Raw genomic sequence first — 24,457 nt, 5'->3', positions numbered from 1 at the left:
GACTAAACTTCTCTACATAGGGGGATGGGATCATGGGCCAATCGATTCGGCGGTTCGCCGCGGTGTGTGCAGCCGGCTTTTTGTTGCTTGGCGGCTGCGGCGGCGCGAAAGAGACGGGAAGCAGCCAGGGAAGCGGCGGGAAGAGCGGGAAAGAAAAGACGTACAAAATCGGCGTGACGCAAATTGTCGAGCATCCATCGCTCGATGCGGCGCGCAAGGGATTCCAGCAGGCGTTAAAAGACAAAGGGCTGTCCGTTGAGTATGACGTGCAAATCGCCCAAGGCGACCAAAGCAACAACCAAACGATCGCCAATAATTTTGTTTCGGACGGCGTCGACTTGATTTTTGCCAACTCAACGCCAAGCGCGCAGGCGGCGCTCAATGCGACAAAAGACATTCCAATCGTGTTCACTTCGGTGACTGACCCAGTCGGCGCACAGCTTGTCCAATCAATGGAAAAACCGGGCGGCAATGTGACGGGAACGACCGATACGCACCCGGAGGCCATTCCGAAAACGGTGCAGTTTATTGACAAATATATCAAAGGCAACCGTGTCGGCATGGTATATAACGCCGGCGAACAAAACTCAGTCGCTCAAATCGAACAGGTGAAAAAGGCGATGCAAGGAACGGACTTGCAAATCGTTCCTGCATCAGTATCGACATCAGCAGAGGTGAAGCAGGCGACCGAGTCGCTCGTCGGCAAAGTCGATTGTCTGTACATCATCACCGACAACACGGTCGTCTCGGCGCTCGAGTCGGTGATCCAGGTGGCGAATGAACACGACATTCCGCTTTTTGTTGGTGAACTGGATTCCGTCAAGCGCGGCGGTTTTGCGGCGTACGGGTTCGACTATTATGACATCGGCTACGAAGCGGGGGAAATGGCGGCGCAAATTTTGCAAGACGGCAAAAAGCCAGCCGATTTGCCGGTGCAATATCCACAAAAATTGAAGCTTGTCATCAACAAAAAAGCAGCGCAAGAAATGGGCATCAAGCTCAATCCGGAATGGGATTCCATTGCGGAATATATTGAATAAGCGGCCGTCCCTCCTTCGATGAAGGAGGGGGGCCAAAAAAGTAGGGAAAAGTGCGTTTTGGCACTCAACGTGTCACATGCGCCTTTGGTGTGTTTCCGAAAAGGTAGGTGAAAAGTTGTGTGGACAGCGATGTTCAGTTCCGTCGAAGCCGGCTTGATTTACGCCGTGATGGCGCTCGGCGTCTATTTATCGTTTCGCATTTTGGATTTTCCCGATCTGACGGTTGACGGCAGCTTCGTCACCGGCGCGTCCGTCGCCGCCGTGCTGATTGTCAATGGAGCCAATCCGTTTGCCGCCTCAGCCGCGGCGCTTTTGGCCGGCTTTGCCGCCGGGGTGTTGACTGGGCTTTTGCATACGAAAGGGAAAATCAATCCACTGTTATCCGGCATTTTAATGATGATCGCTTTGTATTCGGTCAATTTGCGCATTATGGGCAAATCGAACGTTCCGCTGTTGCAGCAGGAAACGGTCATCACAAAAATCACAGCCGCCTGGCGGCAAGCCGGATTGGATGCGGCGCTCAACCGACTCGTTTCCTTCACCGGTTTTGCGCCGCGGACATGGGCGGTGCTTGTGTCAATGGCGATTGTCGCGCTAATGGTCAAAGGGCTGTTGGATTGGCTGCTGAAAACAGAAGTGGGGATCGCCTTGCGGGCAACTGGAGACAACAAGCCGATGGTGGCGAGCTTTTCCGCCAACACCGATTGGTTGATCGTGTTTGGCCTTGGGCTGTCGAACGCGCTCGTGGCGCTTTCCGGAGCGCTCGTCGCCCAGTATGGCGGATTCAGCGACGTCGGGATGGGAATCGGGATGATCGTCATTGGGCTCGCTTCCGTCATCATCGGGGAGGCGTTGTTTGGCGCCCGTTCGGTCGCACGCGCGACGTGGGCGGTCATCGGCGGCGCCATCGTCTACCGTCTTATTTTGGCGCTCGCTTTGCGCGTCGAGTTTTTGGAGACGGGCGATGTGAAATTGATTACCGCGCTCATTGTCATGCTGGCGCTCGTCGTGCCCAACACGTTGGCGGCGCAAAAAGAACGGCAGCGGAAAAAGCGGAGGGTGCGGCAGTTGGAGAGGGGGGAAACCGTTGCTGGAGCTGAAACGAATTACAAAAGTGTTTAACGAAGGAACGGCTGACGAGAAAATCGCTTTGCGCGGCATTGATCTGACGCTTGCCCCCGGCGATTTCGTCACCGTCATCGGCAGCAACGGCGCCGGCAAGTCTACGCTCATGAACATCATTTCCGGACGGCTGTCTCCTGATACCGGCGAAGTGTGGATCAACGGCTGCGATGTAACCGCGCTCAAGGAGCATGCGCGCGCCCGCTACATCGGCCGCGTCTTTCAAGACCCGATGGCCGGCACCGCCCCGCATATGACGATTGAGGAAAATTTGGCGCTCGCCTACAACCGGACGAAGCGGCGCACGTTAAGTCTTGGCGTCACGAAGCAAAAGCGCGAGTGGTTTCGGGAAACGTTGCGAACGCTTCATTTAGGGCTTGAAGACCGGCTCGCCGCCAAAGTCGGACTTCTTTCCGGCGGGGAGCGGCAGGCGCTTTCCTTGTTGATGGCGACGTTTACAAAACCGGATGTGCTGTTGCTCGATGAACATACCGCCGCCCTTGATCCGGCGCGGGCGGAGTTGGTCACGGAGTTGACGAAGCAAATTGTTGAGCAGCACCGCCTGACGACGCTCATGGTGACGCACAACATGGAGCAGGCGATTCGCCTTGGCAACCGGTTGATCATGATGGATGGCGGGCAAATCATTTTTGCCGCAGAAGGAAAGGAGAAAGAGGAGCTGACGGTCGAGCGGCTGCTTGAGGCATTCCAACGCATCCGCGGCAGCCAGTTTGCGAGCGACCGCGCCGTGCTCAGCTCATAAACGAAATGAGGTGTCCTTCTTTGGCTAGGGGACACCTCTTCTGTTCGGCCGGCCGGTCAGATATTTTGGGTTTCTCGCTGCGTCGCTTGTCGGTAGGCGGCTTGCAGCGCCTTCGTCACCGCCCCTGGCGCGCCGCTTCGGATCACCGTTTCGTCGACTTGAATAATCGGGATAATCGCTGACGTCGTGCTCGTTAAAAACAGTTCGTCCGCCTCCCTAAGGTCGTTGGTGGAAAACGCTTCTTCGACAAATGGAATGCCAAGCTCAGCGCAAAACTGCTTCACTTTCGTGCGGACGATGCCGTTTAAAATCCGTGCGGTGGCCGGATGGGTGTACACCGTTTCATTTTTGACAAGGAAAATGTTTGACGAGCTGCCTTCGGTTACGACGCCGTCGCGATGCAAAATCGCTTCAAACGCTCCGCGCTCAACCGCTTCTTGTTTAGCCAATACGTTGGGCAATAAGTTCAAGCTTTTAATGTAACAGTATTCCCAGCGGACATCTTTCGTCAAAATCGTGCGCACCCCATGTGTCATTTCCTCGGTTTTCCGCGCCATCGGCTGGATGTAGGCGTACAAGTTCGGCCGGTTTTCCGCCGGAAACGCATGGTTGCGCGGGAAGCTGCCGCGCGTCATTTGCAAATACAAAATCGCATCTTCCTGCACATCGTTGAGGCGGCGAAGCTCCTCAAGCTGTTCGATGAGCTCTTCGCAGCCAAACGGAACGGATAGGCGAATGGCGGCCGCTGAACGGTACAGCCGGTCAAGATGCTCGCGAAGCCAAACGTATATCCCGTTATATAAGCGGACGACTTCGTAGACGCCATCACCGAATTGCAAGCCGCGCTCTTCCATCGGGTACGTGACTTGTTCATAACGGAAAATGCCGCGGTCGGTTAATACATACGGTTTCACTGACATGGACGTGCACTCCTTTTCTGTTGCCATCAATCATGAATCAGTTTGATTATATCATAGATTGGCCTCTCTCTGCGTTTGTCTCGTGTTTGGCGTGAGCAGAAACAATGAATGGACGTTCGGTTTGCGAAACGAAAGGAATTTTTAGATAATAAAGTTATCAATCTAGTCAAATGGAGGGGATGAATGGATGGAAACGACATGGGCAGCCGGCAAGATGGCGCCGTTTCGCCAAGGGCTGCAAGCAGGAGTAGCGATCGCCATCGGCTATATGCCGATCGCGCTGGCGTTTGGGCTGCTCGCCAAAACAACCGGACTGACGTTCGCCGAGACTGTGCTCATGAGCATCGTCGTCTTCGCCGGCGCCTCGCAATATATCGCGTTAAGTCTGCTTACCGCTGGCACTGGGGTGTTTGAAATCGTGTTGACGACATTCATATTAAACATTCGCCATTTTTTAATGTCGGCGTCCCTTAATGAAAAGGCTGAGCCGGACGCGCTTTGGAAAAAAGCGTTGTACGCCTTTGGCATTACAGATGAAACGTTTTCGGTGGCGGCGATGAAAGAAGGAACGATCAACGCCTCGTATATGTTTGGGCTCATTGCCATGGCGTATGGCAGTTGGGTCGTCAACTCGGGCATTGGTTATGCCGCTGGGGCCGGTTTGCCGGAAAGTTTGCAAGAAAGTATGTCCATTGCCTTGTATGCCATGTTTATCGGCCTGCTCGTTCCAGCGTTGAAAAAGCAGCGGAAAATCGTCTGGCTGGCGGGGCTGTCGGCTTTATTCAACTCGATCGGCACGTTTGCTCTTCACTTGTCGAAAGGCTGGTCGATCGTTTTGGCTACATTGTTGTCGGCCATCATCGTTCAATGGCTGACGAAGGAAGGGGGAAACGGCGGTGAATAGCACAATCGTATGGATGATCATCGGCATGGGGGTCGTGACGTATTTGCCGCGCCTGTTGCCGTTTGTGTTGCTCGGCGGCGTCGAGCTGCCGTCGTTTTGGCAAGGAGTGCTGAAAAATGTGCCGTATGCGGTGCTCGGGGCGCTCATTATTCCTGACGTTTTTTTCATCCAAGATGATTTTTGGTTCGGTGTCATCGGTTTTGCGGCGGCCGTCATCACAGCTTGGCTTGGGGCCAACGTCATGATCGTCGTGCTTGCGGCGGTTGCAGCGCTCAGCCTGTATTCGTTATTTGTTTAAAAAGGGAAGCGGACATCGCTTCCTCTTTTCCTTTTGCGACAGGTATGCAAACTTGCTGCATGGTTATGACAATTCCTCCATAATCGCCTCGTATACCTCATCGACATGAAATCGAGATGTCCCCATGCCGATTTGTTTGACGACACGACCGTTGCGGCCAAGCAAGTAGGCGAGCGTCGTGTGTACGATCATGCCGTTGCCCGGGTCGCGGTATTGAAAGTGGAAGGCGTCCGCTACTTTTTTCGTGTCCGCTTCACTGCCGCGCAAAAACACCCAACCTTGTCCGTCGCTCATGACTCCAAACGCATTGGCATATGTCTGCAGCTTTTCATTCGTATCGCGCGCCGGGTCGATCGTGATCGTGATGAATTCCACCTTGCTTCCAAATACCCCGGCTTGTTTTAGGCGATCGCGCAGTTTTGCCATTTGCGCTGTCGTATTCGGACAAACATCCGGACAGTTTGTATAAATAAACTCGACAAGCCTCACTTTCGGCGGAAGGTCGCCAAACTCGTATGATTTTCCCCATGCTGTTTCCATCGTCACGTCATTTGGAAGCCGCATCGTTGATGGCTGGTAGACAGCAAAGTACAGGATGCCGACGCTGATGCCGATGATGACAAGAGAGGCAGCTAACGTATACCATTTTTTCACCATTCATCACTCCTCAATATGATCATATCAAAAAAATTAGCGAAAAAATCGCGATGTTTATGAATAATATGCGACTATTTTCCTAATTAAAAAAAGTTTCAAAAAAAGGCTTGCACTTTCGTTTTTCTGTTATATAATAAAAACGTAAATAAAAACAATGTAATATAACAAAGAGAGATGGGGGAAGGAAAAATGGCGTCATTTGCTGAACGTGTCCGGCAATTAGAAGAAAGTTGGAAAAATGAGGAGCGCTGGAAAGGGATCGTTCGTCCGTACAGCGCTGAGGATGTCATTAAACTGCGCGGCTCGCTTGACATCGAGTATACGCTCGCTCGACGCGGGGCGGAAAAATTATGGAAGCTGCTTCATACAGAGGATTACGTCGCGGCCCTTGGCGCGCTGACCGGAAATCAGGCGGTGCAGCAAGTGAAAGCAGGCTTGAAGGCGATTTATTTAAGCGGCTGGCAAGTGGCGGCCGACGCCAACCTCGCCGGACAGATGTATCCGGACCAAAGCCTGTATCCGTCCAACAGCGTTCCGCATGTCGTCAAGCGAATCAATCAAGCGTTGCAGCGCGCGGATCAAATTCAATACTTAGAAGGCAGCGGGGACGTGGACTACTTTGTGCCGATCGTCGCTGACGCTGAGGCGGGGTTCGGAGGCCAACTGAACGTCTTTGAGCTCATGAAGGCAATGATTGAAGCCGGAGCGGCTGGCGTCCATTTTGAAGACCAGCTGTCATCGGAGAAAAAATGCGGCCATTTAGGCGGCAAAGTGCTTTTGCCGACGCAAACGGCGATTCGCAACTTGATTGCGGCGCGGTTGGCCGCCGATGTCATGGGGGTTCCGACGGTGCTCATCGCACGCACCGACGCGAACGCTGCTGACTTGATCACAAGCGACATCGACCCGCGCGATCAAGCGTTTATCACTGGAGAACGGACACCGGAAGGCTTCTATCGCACAAGAGCCGGTTTGGATCAAGCGATCGCCCGCGGGCTTGCCTATGCGCCGTATGCCGACCTCATTTGGTGTGAGACGAGCGAGCCGAATTTGGATGAGGCGCGCCGGTTTGCCGAAGCGATCCATGAGAAATTCCCCGGCAAGCTGCTGGCGTACAACTGCTCGCCGTCGTTCAACTGGAAGAAAAAATTGGACGATGAAACGATCGCCAAATTCCAGCAAGAGCTCGGCAAAATGGGATACAAGTTCCAATTTGTCACTTTGGCTGGCTTCCATGCGCTCAATTACAGCATGTTCGAACTGGCGCGCGGCTACAAAGAACGCGGCATGGCGGCGTACGCCGAGCTGCAGCAAGCGGAATTTGCCGCCGAGAAGTACGGATACACGGCGACGCGCCATCAGCGCGAAGTCGGCACGGGCTATTTCGACGAAGTCGCCCAAGTGATCTCCGGCGGCCAATCGTCAACAGTCGCTTTGAAAGGATCGACCGAAGAAGAACAGTTTACAGCCATCTAATGCCGATCACCAGCAAAGAGACGCCCGGCTTGGCCGGGCGTTTTTTTGTTTGAGACGAAGAGCCTCCTTGCTTCCATCGCATAATAAGGAAAAAAATGACGCATCCTATGGAGTACAAGGAGGCGATGTAATGGAAAAGAATCAAGGCGATCTGCCGGAGCTGATGCCTGCCGAGTTTCGCGTCAGTACGGATCTTCATGTTGAGCAATGGTCGATGAATGAAGAGACGTATGCTGGCGACTCGGTCGGCGAGCATACCGCGTTGGAACAGGCGAATGAATATTTAGCGTCCAAAGAAATCGGCCAAACGTTCGAAAACTCCTAGAACACCCATGACGATTGTCATGGGTTTTTTTATTAGATTTTTTGCAAAATATAGAAAAAAATAACTACTGATGGTATGATAGGAGTAGTGAGCGAGTTGATTAAGGGAGGAGACGAACGGATGAAAGTCAATGAATTCATTGTATTGGAACAATTCATCGTAAGCCGTTATACGATGGCGGTTCTCCCATACTTTTTAAACAGCGATGTGTATGCGAAAGTCATTGAAGAGGACGGCGAATATATCATCAAACAAACGCCGATTGACATTATTAAACATAGTTGCGATTACTACGGAAGCAGCTTTCAAGGAAGGAAAGAAGGAACGAAAGCCGTCATTGGCATCACTCATAAAGCGCCGATCGCCATTGAACCGTCCAATGAAATTTACGTATTTCCAACCGCCTCTCCGCGTGACTCCCGCTGCGTTTGGCTCTCGCACATGCACGTCTATCGGTATGAGCCTGCCAAATATGAGCGGACCATCGTTTATTTCCGCAACGGAAAAAGCATATCCCTCGATGTTTCCTGCAAATCGTTCATCAACCAGTTATACCGAACGGCTCAACTTCGAACGAAATTATCCGAGCGGATGGAAGCGAGGGAGCGCAAACTCCAATACATATTTCGCATGCAGCAAGAAAAACAGAGTTAGCTGAACAAATTGATAAAAATGGTTTTTCCTAAAGATGAGTTCAAATTAGGCGCCTGGACGTGTAAAATAAAGATATAAACGGCATTTGAATGGGGAATAGACATGGATATGGAAACAATCAAACAATGGTTCACGCTCGACAGCATCCTTTCCCTGCTCGAACAATACCGCTCTTTCGGCGTGCTTCCCGGCATCGCAGCGACGTTGCTTGAGTCGTTTTTTCCCATTTTGCCCATGTTCGTCTTCGTGATGGCGAACGCAGCGGCGTTTGGACTATGGAAAGGGTTTCTGATCTCTTGGCTAGGCGCTTCACTTGGCTCGCTCATCGTGTTTTGGCTGACGCGGAAAGTGGGGCAGAAGCGTTTTTTTCACTTTGTCCGCCGCCACCCGAAAGTGCGGCAGTTTATGCATTGGATTGAGCGACACGGATTTGGTCCGCTGTTTTTGTTGTATTGCTTTCCGTTCACCCCATCGGCGCTTGTCAATATTGTTGCCGGACTGTCGCGCATCAGCCGCCAGCAGTTTGTATTGGCGGTGCTGCTAGGAAAGATGATCATGGTGTTTACCATCAGTTTTATCGGCTATGACTTGAAGGCGCTCATCCGTCAGCCGCTGCGCACGGCGATGATCGCCGCAGTCGTTCTGTTGCTTTGGTACGCCGGAAAACGGGTGGAAGCGCGATTTTCGTTGACGGAAGAACAAGGCGGCGAGGAGGGCGGGGAGTGACGAAGCAAAAAGAAAAACGAGGCCGCCGATGGCCATGGTTTGTTGCCGTTTGCGTTGTCGCCACGCTTCGGTTGTTCGTGTTCAGCAATTACGTGGTGGAAGGAAAATCGATGATGCCGACGCTAGAGAGCGGCAATTTGTTGATCGTCAATAAGCTTTCCTACGACATCGGGCCTATTCGCCGGTTCGACATTATCGTTTTTCACGCCAACAAAAAGGAAGATTACGTCAAGCGGGTTATCGGCCTGCCTGGCGATCGGATCGCGTACAAAAATGACATCTTGTATGTCAACGGAAAAAAAGTTGACGAACCGTATTTGCGCCCGTATAAACAAAAGCTGCTTGACGGCAGGCTGACCGGGGATTTTACGCTTGAGGAGGTGACCGGGAAAACACGGGTGCCTCCCGGCTGCATTTTCGTTCTTGGCGACAACCGGCTTAGCAGCTGGGACAGCCGCCATTTTGGATTTGTCAAAATCAACCAAATTGTCGGCAAGGTGGACTTTCGCTACTGGCCGTTTAAACAGTTCGCCTTTCAGTTTTAACCTTAATCTCGAAAGGAGTCTTCCGCTTCTATAACGAAGTGAAGCGAGGTTGTTCAGTCGTCCGACAGTCGCTGACATGTCGGCTGGCTCTACAAAAAGAAACAAACGTTAACGTTTCAGATTGCCTCTATATAACCCGCAGCCGAAGGGCGTTTTTTCTTCCTAAAAGCGAACATACGTGCTAAAATAAAACAAATAAAGGAAACGAATGGTGGTGGATACAATGTCGCTGCGGTTTTTGCTCGGACGGTCAGGAAGTGGGAAAACGGCTGTCTGCCTCGAAGAAATTCGCCGCCAGTTGCAAGAGGATCCAAAAGGAAGGGCGATCGTCTATCTCGTTCCGGAGCAAATGACATTTCAATGCGAATACGCGTTGATACATACCGAGGGAGTGGGCGGGATGATTCGCGCCCAAGTGTTCAGCTTCACCCGTCTCGCTTGGCGCGTGTTGCAGGAAACAGGCGGCATGACCCGGTACCATATTCATGATGTTGGTGTGCAGATGATGATCCGCAAAATTATTGAGCAACGCAAACAAGAGCTGAAACTGTTTGGCCGCGCGGCGGACAAACATGGGTTTATCGAGCAGCTGAACGAAATGATCACCGAATGCAAACGGTATTGCCTGACGCCGGGCGAACTCCGCCGACATGCCAAGGCGTTCGAGGATGGGCCAAGCCAGCCGGGCCGCCGCTTGCTCGCTGACAAGTTGAGCGATGTCGCGCTTGTGTATGAGGAACTTGAGCGGAGTCTTATCGGCCACTATCTTGATTCGGAAGATTATTTGCGCTTGCTCGCTGAGCATATTCCGCGCTCAAGTTATTTGCGGGATGCCGATATTTACATCGACGGCTTTCATCATTTTGCGCCGCAAGAATATATGATCATCGAACAGCTTCTTCGCCATTGCCGGCGCGTCACCGTTTGTTTGACGATCGACCGCCCGTATGACGACGGAATGCCGGACGAACTTCATCTCTTTTATTTGCCGGCGCAAACGTACCGCCAGCTGAGGGAGTTGGCGCTAAGCAATGACATTGCGATCGAAGAGCCGATCGTGCTTTCGGCCAACCGACGCCATGAAGACAGGGCGCTCGTTCATCTTGAGGCGCAATTTCACCGACGCCCGTTGCTTCCATATGGTGCAAAGACCGATGCCGTCCATCTTTATGAGGCGTCCAATCGCCGAGCGGAAATCGAAGCGGTCGCACGCGAAATCATCCGCCTTGTCCGCGATGAAGGGGCGCGCTATCGCGACATTGCGCTGATCATCCGCCAGACGGAGGCGTACCGCGATCTGGTGAAAACGGTGTTTTTTGATTTTGGGATCCCGTATTTTATGGATGAAAAAGAACCGATGCACCACCACCCGCTCATTGAACTCGTGCGCGCTGCCTTAGAGACGGTCGTGACGCGTTGGCGATATGAAGCGGTGTTTCGGGCGGTGAAAACGGATTTGCTTTTTCCAACGGACGGCGATCTGCACATGTGGCGCGAGGCGGCCGACAAGCTCGAAAACTATGTGCTTGCTTACGGAATCAAAGGGGATAAGTGGACAAACAATGAGCGCTGGGCGTATCGGCGCTATCAGGCGCTTGACGGTTTGAACGTACCACAAACGGATGAAGAGCGGCAGTTTGAGGACATGCTCAATGAATGGCGCGAGGCGTTGGCCGCTCCGCTTCGCCGGTTGGAGCGCCGTCTGCGCCGGGCGGAGGACGGACGCGGGTTTTGTATGGCATTATATCTGTTTTTGGAAGAATTGCAGATTCCAAAAAAACTAGAGAAAATGAGCGCGCAAGCGGAAGCGGACGGCCGCCTCGTTGAAGCGCGCCAGCATGAACAGGCGTGGAACGCCGTCGTCGATTTGCTTGACCAATATGTAGAAATGCTCGGGACAGAATCACTGCCGCTCGCTGAGTTTGTCAAGATTATCGAGGCTGGGCTCGATCGGTTGGAGTTCTCCCTTGTGCCGCCGGCGATGGACCAGGTGATCGTCGCTCAGCTTGATCGCTCTCGTTTAATTGACATCAAGTATGCGTTCGTCATCGGCGCCAACGATGGCGTTATTCCAGCGAAAGTGAAGGAAGACGGGCTGATGGCGGAAGTGGAGCGCGAGCAGCTGCGTGAGTTGGGGGTGGCGCTCGCCCCAGGGGGACGGGAGCAGCTGTTTTATGACCCGTTTTTTGTCTACTTGGCACTTGTTTGTCCGAGCCGGCGGCTGTATGTTACATATCCGCTTGCTGATGGAGAAGGGAAAGCGTTGATGCCGTCGCCGCTCATCAAGCAGCTTACGGAACTGTTTCCGCATGCGCCGGTGCATCTGTGCGGCAACGACCCGTTCGACGCCCCGGCAGAAAAAGCAGAGGCGTTCGTGACCGCGCCGCGGGCGACGCAAACGTATTTGATCAGCCAGCTCCGAGCATGGAAGCGCAACTACGGCATCGATCCGCTTTGGTGGGATGTGTATAACACGTTCATCGGCCATCGGGACTGGAAGGAGCAGGTGCGGCATGCCGTCTCCGCGCTCTTTTATACAAACGGAGCGACGCCGCTCAAAAAACAGTGGAGCCAGCGGCTGTACGGCAAAAAAATTCAGGCGAGCGTCTCGCGCATGGAGCAGTTTCAAAAATGCCCGTACGCCCATTTCGCATCGCATGGGCTGCGGTTGAAAGAGCGCAACGTTTTCCGACTTGAGGCGCCGGATGTTGGGCAATTGTTCCATGCCGCCATCAAGCAAATCGCCGACCGGCTGCGCGAACAGCATCTTGATTGGCGCGAACTGTCAAGACCAGACTGTGAACGGCTGTCGGCCGAAGCGGTCGAGCGAATCGCCCCGCTCATCCAGCAGCAAGTGCTCTCAAGCTCTCATCGCTATGAATATATGAAACGAAAATTGAAACACGTCGTTGCCCGTACAACCCATGTCTTAAGTGAGCATGCGCGGGCGAGCGGTTTCGTTCCGATCGGACTTGAGCTGTCATTCGGCCCCAATGGCGACCTGCCGCCGCTTCGGTTTCGGCTGCCCGACGGAACAGTGATGGAGCTTGTTGGGCGGATCGACCGCGTCGATAAGGCGGAAAGCAGCCAAGGAGTGCTTCTGCGCATTATCGATTACAAATCGAGCGCGAAAACGCTCGATTTGACGGAAGTATATTACGGCCTGGCGCTGCAAATGTTCACCTACCTGGACATCGTGCTGACATATGCCGAACAGCTCGTCGGCCAGCCGGCCTTGCCAGCCGGGGTGCTTTATTTTCACATCCACAATCCGATCGTTCAAGCGAAGCAATGGGTGGATGATGAGGTGGAAATGGCGAAAAAGTTGCTTGAACCGTTTCGGATGCGCGGACTGTTGCTCGCTGACGTCGAGGCGATCCGGTTGATGGACAACCGAACGGAAGACGGACAATGGTCGCTGATTGTGCCCGCTCAGCTTACGAAAAGCGGATCGATCCATTCGCGTTCGTCGGTGGCGAGTCCATCCGACTTTGCCGCGCTCCGCCAGCATGTCCGCCGTTTGTTCATCGACATCGGCGGGCAAATCGCCGACGGCGTCGTGTCGATCGCCCCGTACAAGTTGAAAGATAAAACAGCGTGCGAGTTTTGCGTCTTCAAACCGGTCTGCCAATTTGATGAGGCACTCTCCGGCAACGAATACCGGAAGCTTGCCCCGCAAACGAAGGAAGCGGTCATCGAAAAACTAGCGGAAGGGAAGGAAGGATAAATGAACGCCACGATTCGCCCGAAGCCGGCTGGGAGCCGATGGACGGATGAACAATGGAAGGCGATCGCCGCGGGCGGCCGAGACATTCTTGTCGCCGCGGCGGCCGGATCCGGGAAAACGGCCGTTCTTGTCGAGCGGATCATTCAAAAAGTGACGGCGGAAGAAGGAGCGGTCGATATCGACCGGCTGCTTGTCGTTACCTTTACCAATGCGGCAGCCGCGGAGATGAAAGCAAGAATCGGTGAGGCGCTCGAGCGGGAATTGGCCAAGCGTCCGCATTCGCTCCATTTGCGGCGCCAGCTCAGCCTGCTTCCCCGCGCCGCGATCTCGACGCTCCATTCCTTTTGCTTGGATGTCATTCGCAAATATTACTATTTGCTCGATTTGGATCCGTCGTTTCGCATCGCGGATGAAACGGAAATCGAGCTGTTGAAAGAGGATGTCCTTGAAGAGCTGCTTGAGGAGGAATACGGAAAGCCGGACAACGAGCGGTTTTTCGCCGTCGTGGATGCCTATACGGGCGACCGGAGCGATGCGGAGCTGCAGGAGATGATTGTCGCCCTTTATGAATTTTCCCGCTCCCATCCGGAACCAGATGAATGGTTGGCCGGTTTGGCCTCGATGTATGACGTCGATGAACGGACGGATATCAAGACGCTGCCAGCAGCCCGCTATATCGCGCAACATGCCGCGATGGAGCTGGCGGCGGCCAAACGGCTGATCCGAAGGGCGCTTGAGCTCGCCGAAGAACCGAGCGGGCCGCGGCCGTATGCCGAGCGGCTGCGCGAAGATCTGGAGATGATCGTCAAGTTAGAGGCGCAACTTTCCGGGCCGTGGGCCGAGCTGCATCGCGCGCTAAAGGCGCTGTCGTTTGGGCGGCTGCCGGCCTGCCGCGGCAAGGACTATGACGAGCGGCTGATCGACGAAGCCAAATCGCTGCGTGATCAGGCGAAAAAGAAAGTGGAGGCGCTGCGCGACAATGTGTTTTCGCTCGATCCATCCGTTTGGCTCCGCCATATGAGGGAAATGAAGCCGATCGTTGAAACGATCGCTAACCTTGTCCGCCGTTTTGCCGTCATGTTCCAAACGGCGAAACGGGAAAAAGGAATCGTTGATTTTTCTGACTTGGAACATTATTGTTTGCATATTTTGCGGCGGCGCGATCCGGAAACGGGCGAATGGCAGCCTTCCTCCGCCGCCTTGGAATACCAGGCGCAGTTTGATGAAGTGCTTGTTGACGAGTATCAAGATACGAACCTCGTTCAAGAAGCGATTTTGCGTATGGTAAAAAAAGGAAGTGAACGAACAGGCAATTTGTTTATGGTCGGCGACGTGAAACAGTCGATTTACCGATTCCGCCTTGCCGAGCCGATGCTGTTTTTGGACAAATACAAACGATTCACCGCCGACGGGGAAGAAGGGGGGATGAAAATCGACCTCGCGAGCAACTTCCGCAGCCGCCGCGAAGTGCTTGACGGGACGAATTTTCTGTTTGCGCAACTCATGGGGGAAACCGTCGGCGAAATGGTTTACGACGAAGCGGCGCAGCTGAAATACGGCGCCGATTACCCGGAAGGGGAGGATGCGGCGCCGGAAGTCATGATCATCAACCGGCAGCGTGCGGCGGAAGAGGACGAAGAGGAAGCGGCTGAATGGGAAGCGGCGGAGCTCGAGGCGCGGCTGATGGCGAAAAAAATCAAAGAGATCGTTTCCGCTCCGTTTTATGTATACGATCGTTCGAGCGGGCAGCCGCGGCGCGCCATGTACCGTGACATCGTCATCCTTGTCCGCTCGATGACGAATGCGCCGCAGATGATCGAGCAGTTGCAGGCGCAAGGCATCCCGGCGGCCGCGGATTTGTCATCCGGCTATTTTCAGGCGACGGAAATTTCGATCATGCTCTCACTGTTAAAAGTGATCGACAACCCGCACCAAGACATTCCGCTCGCCGCGGTGCTCCGGTCGCCGCTCTTTCGTTTTGACGAGAATGAGCTCGCCATGATTCGCCTCGCCGATCCAAAGGGCACGTTTTATGAAGCGCTCTGTTCGTTTCGGCAAAAGCCGGCGGAAACAAAAGAGGAGGCCAACGCCCAAAGGAAAGCGGCGGCTTTCTTAGAGCGGCTCGAGGGCTGGCGTACGATGGCGCGCCGCCGCTCATTAGCTGATCTCATTTGGCAGCTGTACCGCGATACGCAATTTTACGATTTTGTCGGCGCACTGCCGGGCGGCAGGCAACGGCAGGCGAACTTGCGCGCTTTGTACGACCGCGCGCGGCAGTACGAGTCGACGTCGTTTCGCGGCTTGTTTCGCTTTCTTCGCTTCATCGAGCGGCTGCAAGAGCGCGGCGACGATTTAGGGGCGGCCCGGCCGCTCGGCGAGCAGGAAGACGTCGTGCGCATCATGACGATTCACAGCAGCAAAGGATTGGAATTTCCGATCGTGTTTCTCGCTGGGCTGGCTCGTCCGTTTCATACACGTGATTTGCACCACCCATATTTGCTCGATAAAGAGCTGGGCTTTGCCGCCCGCTTTGTCCACCCGCGGCTGCGCATCAGTTATCCGACGCTGCCGCTGTTGGCCATCCAAACGAAAAAGCGGCTTGAACTGCTCGCTGAGGAGATGCGCATTTTGTATGTCGCGCTCACAAGGGCAAAAGAGAAGCTGTATTTGTTGGCGTCGGTCAACGATGCGGCCAAGGAGATTGAAAAATGGAAAAGCGCTGCTTCGGAACGCGGCTGGCTTCTCCCCGACGATGTGCGGGCTTCGGCCCGCTCCTACTTGGATTGGATCGGCCGGGCGCTCATCCGTCATCGGGATGGGGGGGCGCTTGCGGGAACGAAGGCGCCTGAAGAGGTCGCCTCTCACCCGTCTGTATGGCGTGTCGCCATCGTGCCGGCCGCCGATTTGCGCGGCGCAGAGGCTGCGAGGGAGGAGATGGATGGCGGCGTGCTTCTTGCCCTCGAACAAGGCCGACCCGTTCCCGTAGAAGGAGGGTGGCAGAAGGAGGTCAAACGCCGCTTGTTGTGGCGGTATTCGTATGAGAAAGAAACGGCCGTGCGCGCCAAGCAATCGGTGTCAGAACTCAAAGAACAGCGCGCGCTCTTTGGCGAGCAAGCGGACGAATGGCGGCCGCGACAAGGGACGGCTCCGGTGTTTTCCCGGCCGCGTTTTATGCAGGAGAAAACGTTGACGCCGGCCGAAAAAGGGACGGCGCTCCATGTCGTCATGCGCCATCTCGATTTGCAAGCGCCGCTTGATGAATCGTGGATCCGCAGTCAGATCGTCCGCCTTGTCGAAAAAGAGCTGCTGTCGGCAGAACAAGCAGAGGCGGTCGATCCAGCGGCCATCGCTGCCTTTTTCACTGCAGATCTTGGCCGCCGCCTTTGCGCCGCCCGCGAAGTGCACCGTGAAGTGCCGTTCAGCTTGGGGCTTAAAGCGGCTGAACTGTACGGCGGCGAAGGGACGGAAAGCGGCCGGCGCGTCCTCGTGCAAGGGGTGATCGACTGCGTGTTTGCCGACGAATGCGGCTATGTGATGATTGACTATAAAACGGATGAAGTCGTCCACCGTTTTGCTGGGCAAAAGGAAGAAGCGGCTCGTTTTCTGCTCGGCCGCTACGGGACGCAAATGCGCTTGTACCGGCGGGCCATCGAGCAAATTTGGCGTGCGCCGGTGGCGGAATGCTATTTGTATTCGTTTGACGGCGGGTTTGTTGTGGCTGTTGAGTGATGCAAGGGGGGAAAGAGAGAATGCGGATTTTGCATACCGCGGACTGGCATTTTGGGAGAACGCTCGAGGGGCGGAGTCGGATGGCCGAGCAAGAGGCATTTGTTGATGAGCTTGTGGAGATTGTCAAGAAAGAACAAATCGACATCATCCTTGTGGCCGGCGACGTATTCGACTCCGTCAATCCGCCGGCGGCTGCGGAACAACTGTTTTATGAAAGCCTCGCCCGCCTGTCCGACAAAGGACGCCGCCCGGTGGCAGTCATCAGCGGCAACCACGACCACCCCGACCGGATCAGCGCTGCCCGGACGTTGATGTGTGCGCACAACATTTTTCTTTTCGGCCGCCCGCAAGCGGCTGTTTGCCGGATTGACGTTCCATCGTGCGGCGAAACGATGATGCTTGCTCCGTTGGCCTATCCGTCCGAATCGCGCCTCGCCGAGCTGTTGTCATCCGACTGTAAGGAGACGACGATGCGCGATCGGTACGATGACCGCATCCGCGCCCTATTAGCGGCGATGGCCGCCTCGTTCACGGCGGAGACCGTCAATATCGCGATGAGCCATCTTTACGTTGCTGGCGGACGTACGTCCGATTCCGAGCGGCCGATTGAAGTCGGCGGCGCTTATACGGTGGCGGCTGAGAGCCTGCCGAAAGCCGCGCAATATGTGGCGCTTGGCCATCTGCACCGGCCGCAGGATGTCAAGCAGGCAAAGACGGCCGCGCGCTATTCCGGCTCGCCGTTGGCGTACAGCTTTTCCGAAGCCGGTCAAGCCAAATCGGTCACGGTCGTTGACGTGCATCCAGGCGGGGCGGCCAAGGTGGCGGAGATACCGCTCGCTGCTGGCAAACCGCTCATCCGTTGGAAGGCGACAGAGGGGCTCGCTCAAGTATACCGCTGGTGTGAGGAAGGAAGAGACCGATCAAGCTGGATCGATTTGGAGATCCATGTGACCGAGTCGTTGACAATGGAAGAAATTGATCGGCTGCGTAAGCTTCATCCCGGATTTGTCCACATTCGCCCGGTGTTTCCCAATCGGGTGGAAGAGATGATGGAAATGAGCCGCGAGCCGCTTTCACTTGAAGAAATGTTTCACCGCTTTTACGAACGTCAGACTGGGGGACAAACGCCGGATGAAGAGCTTGTCCGCCTCTTTTTGGAGCTGGCGGCGGAAGAAGAGAAGGAAGGGGAGGGAGAATGAAGCCGATCTCGCTGACGATCGCCGGGCTTCATAGCTTTCGTGAAAAGCAGACGATTGATTTCACCGCACTGTGTGAGGGCGGTGTGTTCGGCATTTTCGGGCCGACTGGAAGCGGCAAATCAACGATTTTAGACGCCATGACGCTCGCCTTGTTCGGCAGCGTCGAGCGGGCGGCCAACCGCACGCAGGCGATCATCAACCACGCGGAGCAAGAGTTGTTTGTCTCGTTTACGTTTGAGCTGGAAAATGCGGCAGGAGCGAAACGGTATACAGTCGAACGAAGCTTAAAAAAAGTGGACGAATGGCGGACGCGCAGCGCCGTTTGCCGCCTGATCGAGCATCGGTCCGAGCCGGTCGTGCTCGCCGATAAACTATCGGAGGTGGACAAGGCGATCGAGCAATTGCTCGGCTTGACGATGGAGGATTTCACCCGGGCGGTCGTCTTGCCGCAAGGAAAATTTGCCGAGTTTTTATCGCTCAAAGGGTCGGAGCGGCGGCAAATGCTGCAGCGCCTCTTCCATCTTGAGCGGTATGGCGATCAGTTGAATAAAAAGTTGAAAGACCGGCTTGCCGCCGCTGAGCAAGAATGGGAAAAAATCGAAGCGGAAAAAGCGGGGCTCGGCGATGCTTCAAAAGCAGCGCTCGAGCAGGCAGAGGCGGATGTGCGGGAGCTCGCGGGGCTGTTTGCCAAGCGAAAAAAAGAGCTTGAGGAAGTCGAAGCAGATGTGGAACGAACAAAACAACGATGGGCGTGGCAGCAAGAAAAAGAAGCGGTCGAACAAGAGCTCGCCGCGCTGCGCCAACATGAATCCGTCATCCGCGAGCTTGAGGCGAAAAAGGAGCGCGCCGAGCAAGCAGAGCGCATATGGCCGTATTGGGAGCAGTGCGAGCAGGCATGTCGCTTGCGGGCAGAGGCGTTTCGTCGGTATGAAGGACTGGCGCGTCGGTTAGAGGAAGCCCAATTGAGCTATGAAGAAGCGGCGCGGCGTTATGAACGGGCGCGCCAAGAAAAGGCGCAGCGCGAACCGGAATTGCTCGTCCAGATGGAACGGCTGCGGCAGGCGGCGCAGCTTGAGCAGCAAATGGAAGTGCTTGGACAGGAGCTCGCAGCTCTTAGTGAAGAGAGGAAGCGACTCATTGCCCAGGAGAAGGCAGCTGCACGCCGGTTTGAAGAGGCGTCGGTCTGGTATGAGCGCGGCGCGAAGCGGCAGCGGGAGTTGAAAGAAGAACTGAAACAGCATGAAGAGGCGCTGGATGGAAAAGATGAGGCAGAGCGGGCGTACAGGCAGAAGCAGCATATTGAGCAAGCGGCGTCAGCCATCGCTCGCGTCGATGCCCAACTTCAGCAAAAGGAGGCCGTTTGGCGTCGGGCGAAAGAGGAAAAGTTGGAGCGGGAACGCCGATCAGCCGCTGTCGGCTCCCGGCTTCAAGAGCTGTTCCGGCGTGTGGAGCGGACGTATCGTTTCGTCTGCTGGCGGCAGCAGGATGCTGAAAAACAATTGTATACTTTGCAGAAAACCATGGAGGCGGAGCGACAGCGAGCCGAAGAAGCGCGGACGGCGCAACTCGCCTCCGCCTTGGCTGAGCGGCTCCGTCCCGGCGAGCCGTGTCCAGTGTGCGGATCGCGCGAGCATCCGCATCCGGCCGCCGCACCGCACGATGTCCAACTTGAGCGTCTGTCCGAGCTTGAGGCAGAGCGGCAGCGGTATGAACAAGATTGGCAAACGATCATTTCGTTCAAGGCGCAGCTCGAGCAGCTTGCCGAGCTGGCGGTAGGCCATGAAGCGCCGCCTGTGTTTGCCGAAAGCCGCTCGGTGGAGGAGGCCGTCGACCTCACTGTGGAAGTGCGGGCGCTTGCGCAAGATGTCATTGAATTGAAAGAAGCGGTCTACCGGGTGCTTGCCCAATGGAATGAAGCCGAGTCAGCGCGGCGCGAAGCGGAGAAAGCGTGCCAATGGATAGCGGCGGACATCGAAGCGCTGCAAGTTGAAAAGCAGCGGCTGGAGGAAGAGCGGCGGCAACTTGAACAGCAATGGCGGCAGATGTATCCTTTCCTTTCGCTTGAGACGATCGATGCGGTGTATGAACAGCTGCGTGAACGGGAAAACGTGCGGCGCGACGTGCAAAAACGGCTGGAGGACAGCGTGCTGTTTTTAGAGGAAAAACAGCGGGCGAAAGAGGAAGCGGCCAAAGAGCGGAGCCGGCTTGAGACGGAGCGGGTGCGTCTTGACTCGCTGATTAGCGCCAAACAGCAGCAATGGAACGAATATGAGCGGCAACGGGGCGAGAAGGCGGGGGAAGGTCCTGCGGCCGTGCAGCTTCAGAAGGCGGAGGACGAATGGCGCCAGCTGCAAAACGGCGAGCAACAGGCGTATGAGGCTTGGCAGCGAGCCCAGCGGGAATATCAAATGCTTGAAAGCGAAACAAAAGCAGCCAAGCAGGCGTGGGAAGAAGGCGTCCGCCGCGAAGAAGAGGCGCTCGCTCGCTGGCGCGGCGCGCTTTTGGACACCATGTTTGCCGATGCCGAACAAGTCAAGCAAGCGAAGGCGGAAAAAGCGCAGCGAGATGAATGGGATGAGGCAATCCGCCGCTATTGGCGCCAAATCGAGCAAGCCGAACATCGCCTCGCCCAGCTGGCCGCCGCCATCGGGGGGGCGGCGGTGAGCGCTGAACAATGGGAGACGATGCAGCGTGTATACGCCGAGTTGAAGGAGCAAGTGGAGGCGATGACGCAGCAGCTTGGGGCAGCTCAAGCGAAGGTAGAAGAGTTGAGAAAAAAACATAGCCGCTTTGTTGAACTGGAGGAGAAGCAGGCGGAGCTCAGCCGGCGCATCGAGCGGTATAAACAGCTGCAGGCGCTGCTTCGCGGCAACAGCTTTGTCGAATTTATGGCTGAAGAGCAGCTCGAGCAAGTAACCGCCATGGCTTCGGAACGGCTGCAGCGGCTGACACGGCACCGGTATTCGCTCGAATTGGATTCGCAAGGCGGGTTTCTGATCCGCGATGATGCCAATGGCGGCGTCAGACGGCCGGTATCGACGCTCTCGGGTGGGGAGACATTTTTGACGTCACTGTCGTTGGCGTTGGCGTTATCGGCGCAAATTCAGCTGCGCGGCGAGTATCCGCTCCGCTTTTTCTTCTTGGACGAAGGGTTTGGCACCCTCGACGCTGAGCTGCTTGAGACGGTCATTTCCGCCTTGGAAAAGCTACATACCGAGCAACTAGCGGTCGGCGTCATCAGTCATGTTCAAGAAATTCGCAACCGTCTGCCGCGACGGCTCATCGTCGAACCGGCTGAACCGTCCGGACGTGGCACGCGCGTCTGGCTGGAAATGATTTGACACTCCGCACGCCTAAAGGCGTGGGATTCTTGGGTCGCTCACGTCCTCATCCATTTCTGGTTCGGACAACGCCCAAGTTCAGGGGTGTGTCATCACCCCATCCCATCGGGTTAGGATGTACCCCCATGGGCGGCGCACCTGTGACCAGTGCGCTAGGTTAGACGGCGAAGCCCGAAATCGCTTTGGCGATGTTGATGGCGCCATTCAAGTCGGCGTGGAGAGTGTATCCACACCTTTGGCATCGAAAGCGGATGCCGTTTCGGTTCGCTTTCTCTCGATAACCACATTTACACGTTTGGCTCGTGTAGGTTGGATTCACCCACTCAACGCGAATGCCCGCCATTTCCGCCTTATAGGCAATCATCGTTTGCAGTTGATGAAACGCCCAAGCATGAAGGCTTCGCCCCGCTTCTTTGGCCGATGTTGCCCGCTTGCGAATCCCCGTCAACGCTTCCATTCGAATCACGCCAACACCGTTGGCGAGCGCAAAATTCACGATTTGACGGCTGATTTTGTGATTTTGATCCTTCATCCAGCGGGACTCTTTGCGGCCGATTTTGCGAATCATATGGAGCTTCTTGGCTTTTCCTAATCTCCTTCGCAAAGCCGCATATCGTCGGCGTACAAAGGCGCATTGGTTCCCTTTGAAAAACCACGATTTCGTTCCCACGCTGGCCACAGCGATATAGCGAAGCCCAACGTCAACGCCCATCACCTTTGTTTCGTGCCGCGGCTTCACGTCAAAGGTGATCGCGATCGCCAAGTACCATTTCTTTCTCTTTTTGTAGAGCTTGGCTGCCCCTTGTTTAGCGGTTCCATCGAGCAGCCGATTCAGCCATGCTTCTTGATAGGGGCGCGTGACGACCGGCACGCCAATTCGCTTCTCCAGTGTGGGGAAGGAAACCGTGTAGAACTCTCCTTTCTTTTCCACCTTCACGTTTTGATTGTTAAAGCAACACCATAATGTTCGAAACTTCTTTGTTTTCTGGTTTTTCTTTTGGGACTTCACTTCTCGAATCGTCTGATTCACGACAGCGGAAGGAAACCGCTGCGACGAAAACTCTTTAAATAGTTTGCTCGTCGCTTGATTCAGCTCGGGATGATTCAACAGCCAATTGGCAAACGCGGTATTCACTTCTGTCATCCGTTCATACATGCCCTGTTTCACTTTCGTTGGGTTGTGCAGCTCCAGCCTTAGTGTGATGGTCGGCATGGATTCACCTCCTTGCGGCGATTACATGATACCGCTTTTTTCATCATCATTCAATAATATGAAGAAAACGGCTCGCTTTCATCCCACCCCTCAAGGAGCGGGCTTTCTCGCTCGCTGATCTGTAAATGGATAGCCCGTTGAGCTGAACGGGCTCTTGGGAAATAATGGAGGGAGGCGGTCGCAAAAGGTTGGTTTCCTTTCGATCAAGCACAATGTATGGTTTTTTAGATAGAGGTAAATAAGCAAAGGTGTCCGGATCCTTTTGGGACACCTTCTCTTTTTTGGTTTCGGCAGCGTTCGGCTGATAAGGTTGATGTTGGCAAGTGAAAGGTGAGGGGATTCGTTTTCTGCAACGTTCAGTTGTTGGCGGCCACGTTTTGGTCGGATACATCTGGATCAAACGCGTTTGTAAAGCTGATCGCGTTGTTCGTCATCACAAAATCGCCGGTGTTGAACCCGCCGGATCCGGCTTGCGTTTTCGTGGCGACTTTCGGCGCGATGTACAGACAGTCGCCCATTTGGACGACAGCTCCGCTGCTGACGTTGTTGATTTTAATTGGGCCGACAAACGAAGGCATTATAAATCCCTCCCTCTTGTTGGCGCGCTCGACTCAGAGCCGGCCAGCTGGCGGATATGTTTAATTCTTGCCTCTGCCTCCGCTGTCGAGGTCGAGCCGATATGGACGATGGCGGACGAAGAAATGGCGAGCACGCGCACAGACTGAACGGAAATGACCGGGGACTCATGGAGCGTTTGGCGTGCGGCTGCCGGCGGTGGAGAAATCCAGCGCGGGATCGGCTTCGCAAAAACAGGGAATATTTGTTCTCCTTCTGGGCCAAAAAACAGTTCATATTGCCGCTGAACGGCAAAGGAGCGCGTGCGGGCGGAAATTCGCTCTGAGTCGCCGATTTGCAGTACGGAGCCAATGATCAGCGTTTCCGCATGAAATGCCTGCACTACTGACGTTCGTTTCACGGCGTATCCCCTCGGGCCGGCACAAGCGGGACGAACGGGCCGATGATAAGTGATTCAGGCGGTGTGTCAAACGCTGATGACAAGTGAATCGCATCGGCGTCGCCGATTAAAAACAGCGAGGCACTGGCGACGGCCACGAGGCGGATGTCGCCAACATGCAGATGACGATTGATCACTGTATAATTCACGTCTATCCCTCCTTTGAAGGCAAATGTTTCAAAAACGCATCGAGCGATTGTTCGATATCGGCTTTCACTTTTTGAAAAATTTCATTTTCGACTGCTTCATCGCGGTCGCCGGACGGAACGTAGCCATGGTTGGCTTTCTCTTGCAAATAGAAGCGGATGCGTTCGTCTGTTTGCCGGGCGATGTCTTGCAAAATGAACTGGCGGTACGTATCGTCGAGGCGGCGGCCGTATTGCTGCTCAAGGCGTTTTAACGTTTCCGACGCTTCCCCGTTGAGATAGGCGGCCACTTTTTCTTGAATCGGGCGCAACAGCACCGGTTCCGGCTTTGGAATTACGGTTTTGACCGGTTCGACGGCAAAGTCTTCAATTGTACCGCTGGCTCCGGGCGGAGCGATCCCGATGTTTAGCGTTCCTTCGAGCGTTTCCACTTTGAGCTGGTCAAATTTATATTCAATTCGTTCGATCGATGTGCGCGGCTGAGCCTCCATTTCCCGAAGCCGGGCTTCGAGTGCGTGGAGACGGCGTTCCAGATCCCGTATTTTTTTTGTTTGCCATAATAAATAGCGGTGCAGCTTGACGAAATACTCGTAAATGCTCATTGTGCACCATCATCCTCTCCAAAGAGCCCTCTTACTTCAATATATGGACGGCCTT

At 54.8% G+C, this 24,457-nt stretch carries 21 protein-coding genes; 14 read left to right on the top strand and 7 right to left on the bottom strand.

From position 1 onward, the window contains the following. The first annotated feature begins 32 nt into the window (after positions 1-32). The 3 genes from ACVX3G_RS16905 to ACVX3G_RS16895 all read left to right on the top strand — a co-directional run bounded on the left by ACVX3G_RS16905 (position 33) and on the right by ACVX3G_RS16895 (position 2,925). Positions 33-1,040 carry an ABC transporter substrate-binding protein gene (locus ACVX3G_RS16905; protein WP_011230172.1) on the top strand — a complete coding sequence of 336 codons (1,008 nt, stop codon included), beginning with the start codon at positions 33-35 and terminating at the stop codon, positions 1,038-1,040. A 129-nt stretch (positions 1,041-1,169) separates the two neighbouring features. Next, on the top strand, positions 1,170-2,162 hold the full coding sequence (locus tag ACVX3G_RS16900) for an ABC transporter permease (RefSeq protein ID WP_011230173.1): 993 nt from the start codon (positions 1,170-1,172) through the stop codon (positions 2,160-2,162). Beyond that, positions 2,128-2,925, top strand: a complete 798-nt coding sequence (locus ACVX3G_RS16895) for an ABC transporter ATP-binding protein (RefSeq protein ID WP_011230174.1) — start codon at positions 2,128-2,130, stop codon at positions 2,923-2,925. The genes ACVX3G_RS16900 and ACVX3G_RS16895 overlap by 35 nt, the downstream gene beginning before the upstream one ends. 56 nt (positions 2,926-2,981) lie before the next feature. Here the strand turns inward: ACVX3G_RS16895 and dat are convergent, their stop codons facing one another. After that, positions 2,982-3,845: a D-amino-acid transaminase gene (gene dat / locus ACVX3G_RS16890; protein ID WP_014195013.1), complete on the bottom strand. Its 864-nt coding sequence runs from the start codon at positions 3,843-3,845 to the stop codon at positions 2,982-2,984. 187 nt (positions 3,846-4,032) lie between these two features. Here dat and ACVX3G_RS16885 point away from each other — a divergent pair, with 187 nt between their 5' ends. Continuing rightward, positions 4,033-4,749, top strand: coding sequence for an AzlC family ABC transporter permease (locus ACVX3G_RS16885; protein ID WP_023633877.1), 717 nt, complete (start codon positions 4,033-4,035; stop codon positions 4,747-4,749). After that, positions 4,742-5,047 (top strand): AzlD domain-containing protein, encoded by a 306-nt coding sequence (locus ACVX3G_RS16880; RefSeq protein WP_011230177.1) that lies wholly within the window; start codon positions 4,742-4,744, stop codon positions 5,045-5,047. The genes ACVX3G_RS16885 and ACVX3G_RS16880 overlap by 8 nt, the downstream gene beginning before the upstream one ends. Before the next feature lie 63 nt (positions 5,048-5,110). On the opposite strand, the gene ACVX3G_RS16875 is transcribed toward ACVX3G_RS16880, so the two are convergent. Beyond that, positions 5,111-5,701 carry an SCO family protein gene (locus ACVX3G_RS16875; RefSeq protein WP_011230178.1) on the bottom strand — a complete coding sequence of 197 codons (591 nt, stop codon included), beginning with the start codon at positions 5,699-5,701 and terminating at the stop codon, positions 5,111-5,113. A 192-nt stretch (positions 5,702-5,893) separates the two neighbouring features. On the opposite strand from ACVX3G_RS16875, the gene aceA reads away from it, so the two are divergent. The 9 genes from aceA (at position 5,894) to ACVX3G_RS16830 (ending at position 21,426) form a co-directional block, all read left to right on the top strand. Continuing rightward, complete coding sequence (gene aceA / locus ACVX3G_RS16870; protein WP_011230179.1) at positions 5,894-7,180, top strand: isocitrate lyase; 1,287 nt, start codon at positions 5,894-5,896, stop codon at positions 7,178-7,180. A 130-nt stretch (positions 7,181-7,310) separates the two neighbouring features. Further along, complete coding sequence (locus ACVX3G_RS16865) at positions 7,311-7,505, top strand: hypothetical protein (protein ID WP_011230180.1); 195 nt, start codon at positions 7,311-7,313, stop codon at positions 7,503-7,505. Between the two features lie 120 nt (positions 7,506-7,625). After that, a complete protein-coding gene (locus ACVX3G_RS16860; protein WP_014195018.1) occupies positions 7,626-8,159 on the top strand; it encodes a competence protein ComK in 534 nt (177 codons plus the stop codon). Positions 8,160-8,261: 102 nt separating this feature from the next. Next, positions 8,262-8,885, top strand: a complete 624-nt coding sequence (locus ACVX3G_RS16855; RefSeq protein ID WP_013146210.1) for a TVP38/TMEM64 family protein — start codon at positions 8,262-8,264, stop codon at positions 8,883-8,885. Further along, on the top strand, positions 8,882-9,430 hold the full coding sequence (lepB, locus tag ACVX3G_RS16850) for a signal peptidase I (protein WP_011230183.1): 549 nt from the start codon (positions 8,882-8,884) through the stop codon (positions 9,428-9,430). The genes ACVX3G_RS16855 and lepB overlap by 4 nt, the downstream gene beginning before the upstream one ends. Before the next feature lie 223 nt (positions 9,431-9,653). Continuing rightward, positions 9,654-13,157 (top strand): helicase-exonuclease AddAB subunit AddB, encoded by a 3,504-nt coding sequence (gene addB / locus ACVX3G_RS16845; RefSeq protein WP_301270942.1) that lies wholly within the window; start codon positions 9,654-9,656, stop codon positions 13,155-13,157. Then, a complete protein-coding gene (gene addA / locus ACVX3G_RS16840) occupies positions 13,158-16,886 on the top strand; it encodes a helicase-exonuclease AddAB subunit AddA (protein WP_033845550.1) in 3,729 nt (1,242 codons plus the stop codon). A gap of 20 nt (positions 16,887-16,906) precedes the next feature. Next, positions 16,907-18,085, top strand: a complete 1,179-nt coding sequence (locus ACVX3G_RS16835) for an exonuclease SbcCD subunit D (protein WP_021322517.1) — start codon at positions 16,907-16,909, stop codon at positions 18,083-18,085. Then, entirely contained in the window at positions 18,082-21,426 is a 3,345-nt protein-coding gene (locus ACVX3G_RS16830; protein WP_021322518.1) for an AAA family ATPase, read from the top strand. The genes ACVX3G_RS16835 and ACVX3G_RS16830 overlap by 4 nt, the downstream gene beginning before the upstream one ends. Before the next feature lie 157 nt (positions 21,427-21,583). Here ACVX3G_RS16830 and ACVX3G_RS16825 read toward each other — a convergent pair whose 3' ends face one another. From ACVX3G_RS16825 to gerPC, 5 genes are all read right to left on the bottom strand, one after another. Next, complete coding sequence (locus ACVX3G_RS16825) at positions 21,584-22,639, bottom strand: RNA-guided endonuclease TnpB family protein (protein ID WP_033845549.1); 1,056 nt, start codon at positions 22,637-22,639, stop codon at positions 21,584-21,586. 356 nt (positions 22,640-22,995) lie between these two features. Beyond that, on the bottom strand, positions 22,996-23,217 hold the full coding sequence (locus tag ACVX3G_RS16820; RefSeq protein ID WP_011230188.1) for a spore germination protein: 222 nt from the start codon (positions 23,215-23,217) through the stop codon (positions 22,996-22,998). Beyond that, the gene (locus ACVX3G_RS16815; protein WP_014195025.1) at positions 23,217-23,615 is read right to left on the bottom strand and encodes a spore germination protein GerPE; all 399 of its coding nucleotides are present in this window, start codon (positions 23,613-23,615) and stop codon (positions 23,217-23,219) included. The genes ACVX3G_RS16820 and ACVX3G_RS16815 overlap by 1 nt, the downstream gene beginning before the upstream one ends. Further along, positions 23,612-23,803: a hypothetical protein gene (locus ACVX3G_RS16810; RefSeq protein ID WP_013146202.1), complete on the bottom strand. Its 192-nt coding sequence runs from the start codon at positions 23,801-23,803 to the stop codon at positions 23,612-23,614. The genes ACVX3G_RS16815 and ACVX3G_RS16810 overlap by 4 nt, the downstream gene beginning before the upstream one ends. Before the next feature lie 2 nt (positions 23,804-23,805). Then, positions 23,806-24,402: a spore germination protein GerPC gene (gene gerPC, locus ACVX3G_RS16805; RefSeq protein WP_033845548.1), complete on the bottom strand. Its 597-nt coding sequence runs from the start codon at positions 24,400-24,402 to the stop codon at positions 23,806-23,808. Positions 24,403-24,457: the final 55 nt, after the last annotated feature.

The organism is Geobacillus sp. PLS 41 (assembly GCF_056494105.1).
Note: the sequence above shows the minus strand (reverse complement) of the source record. Positions and strands in the feature narration are given on the sequence as shown.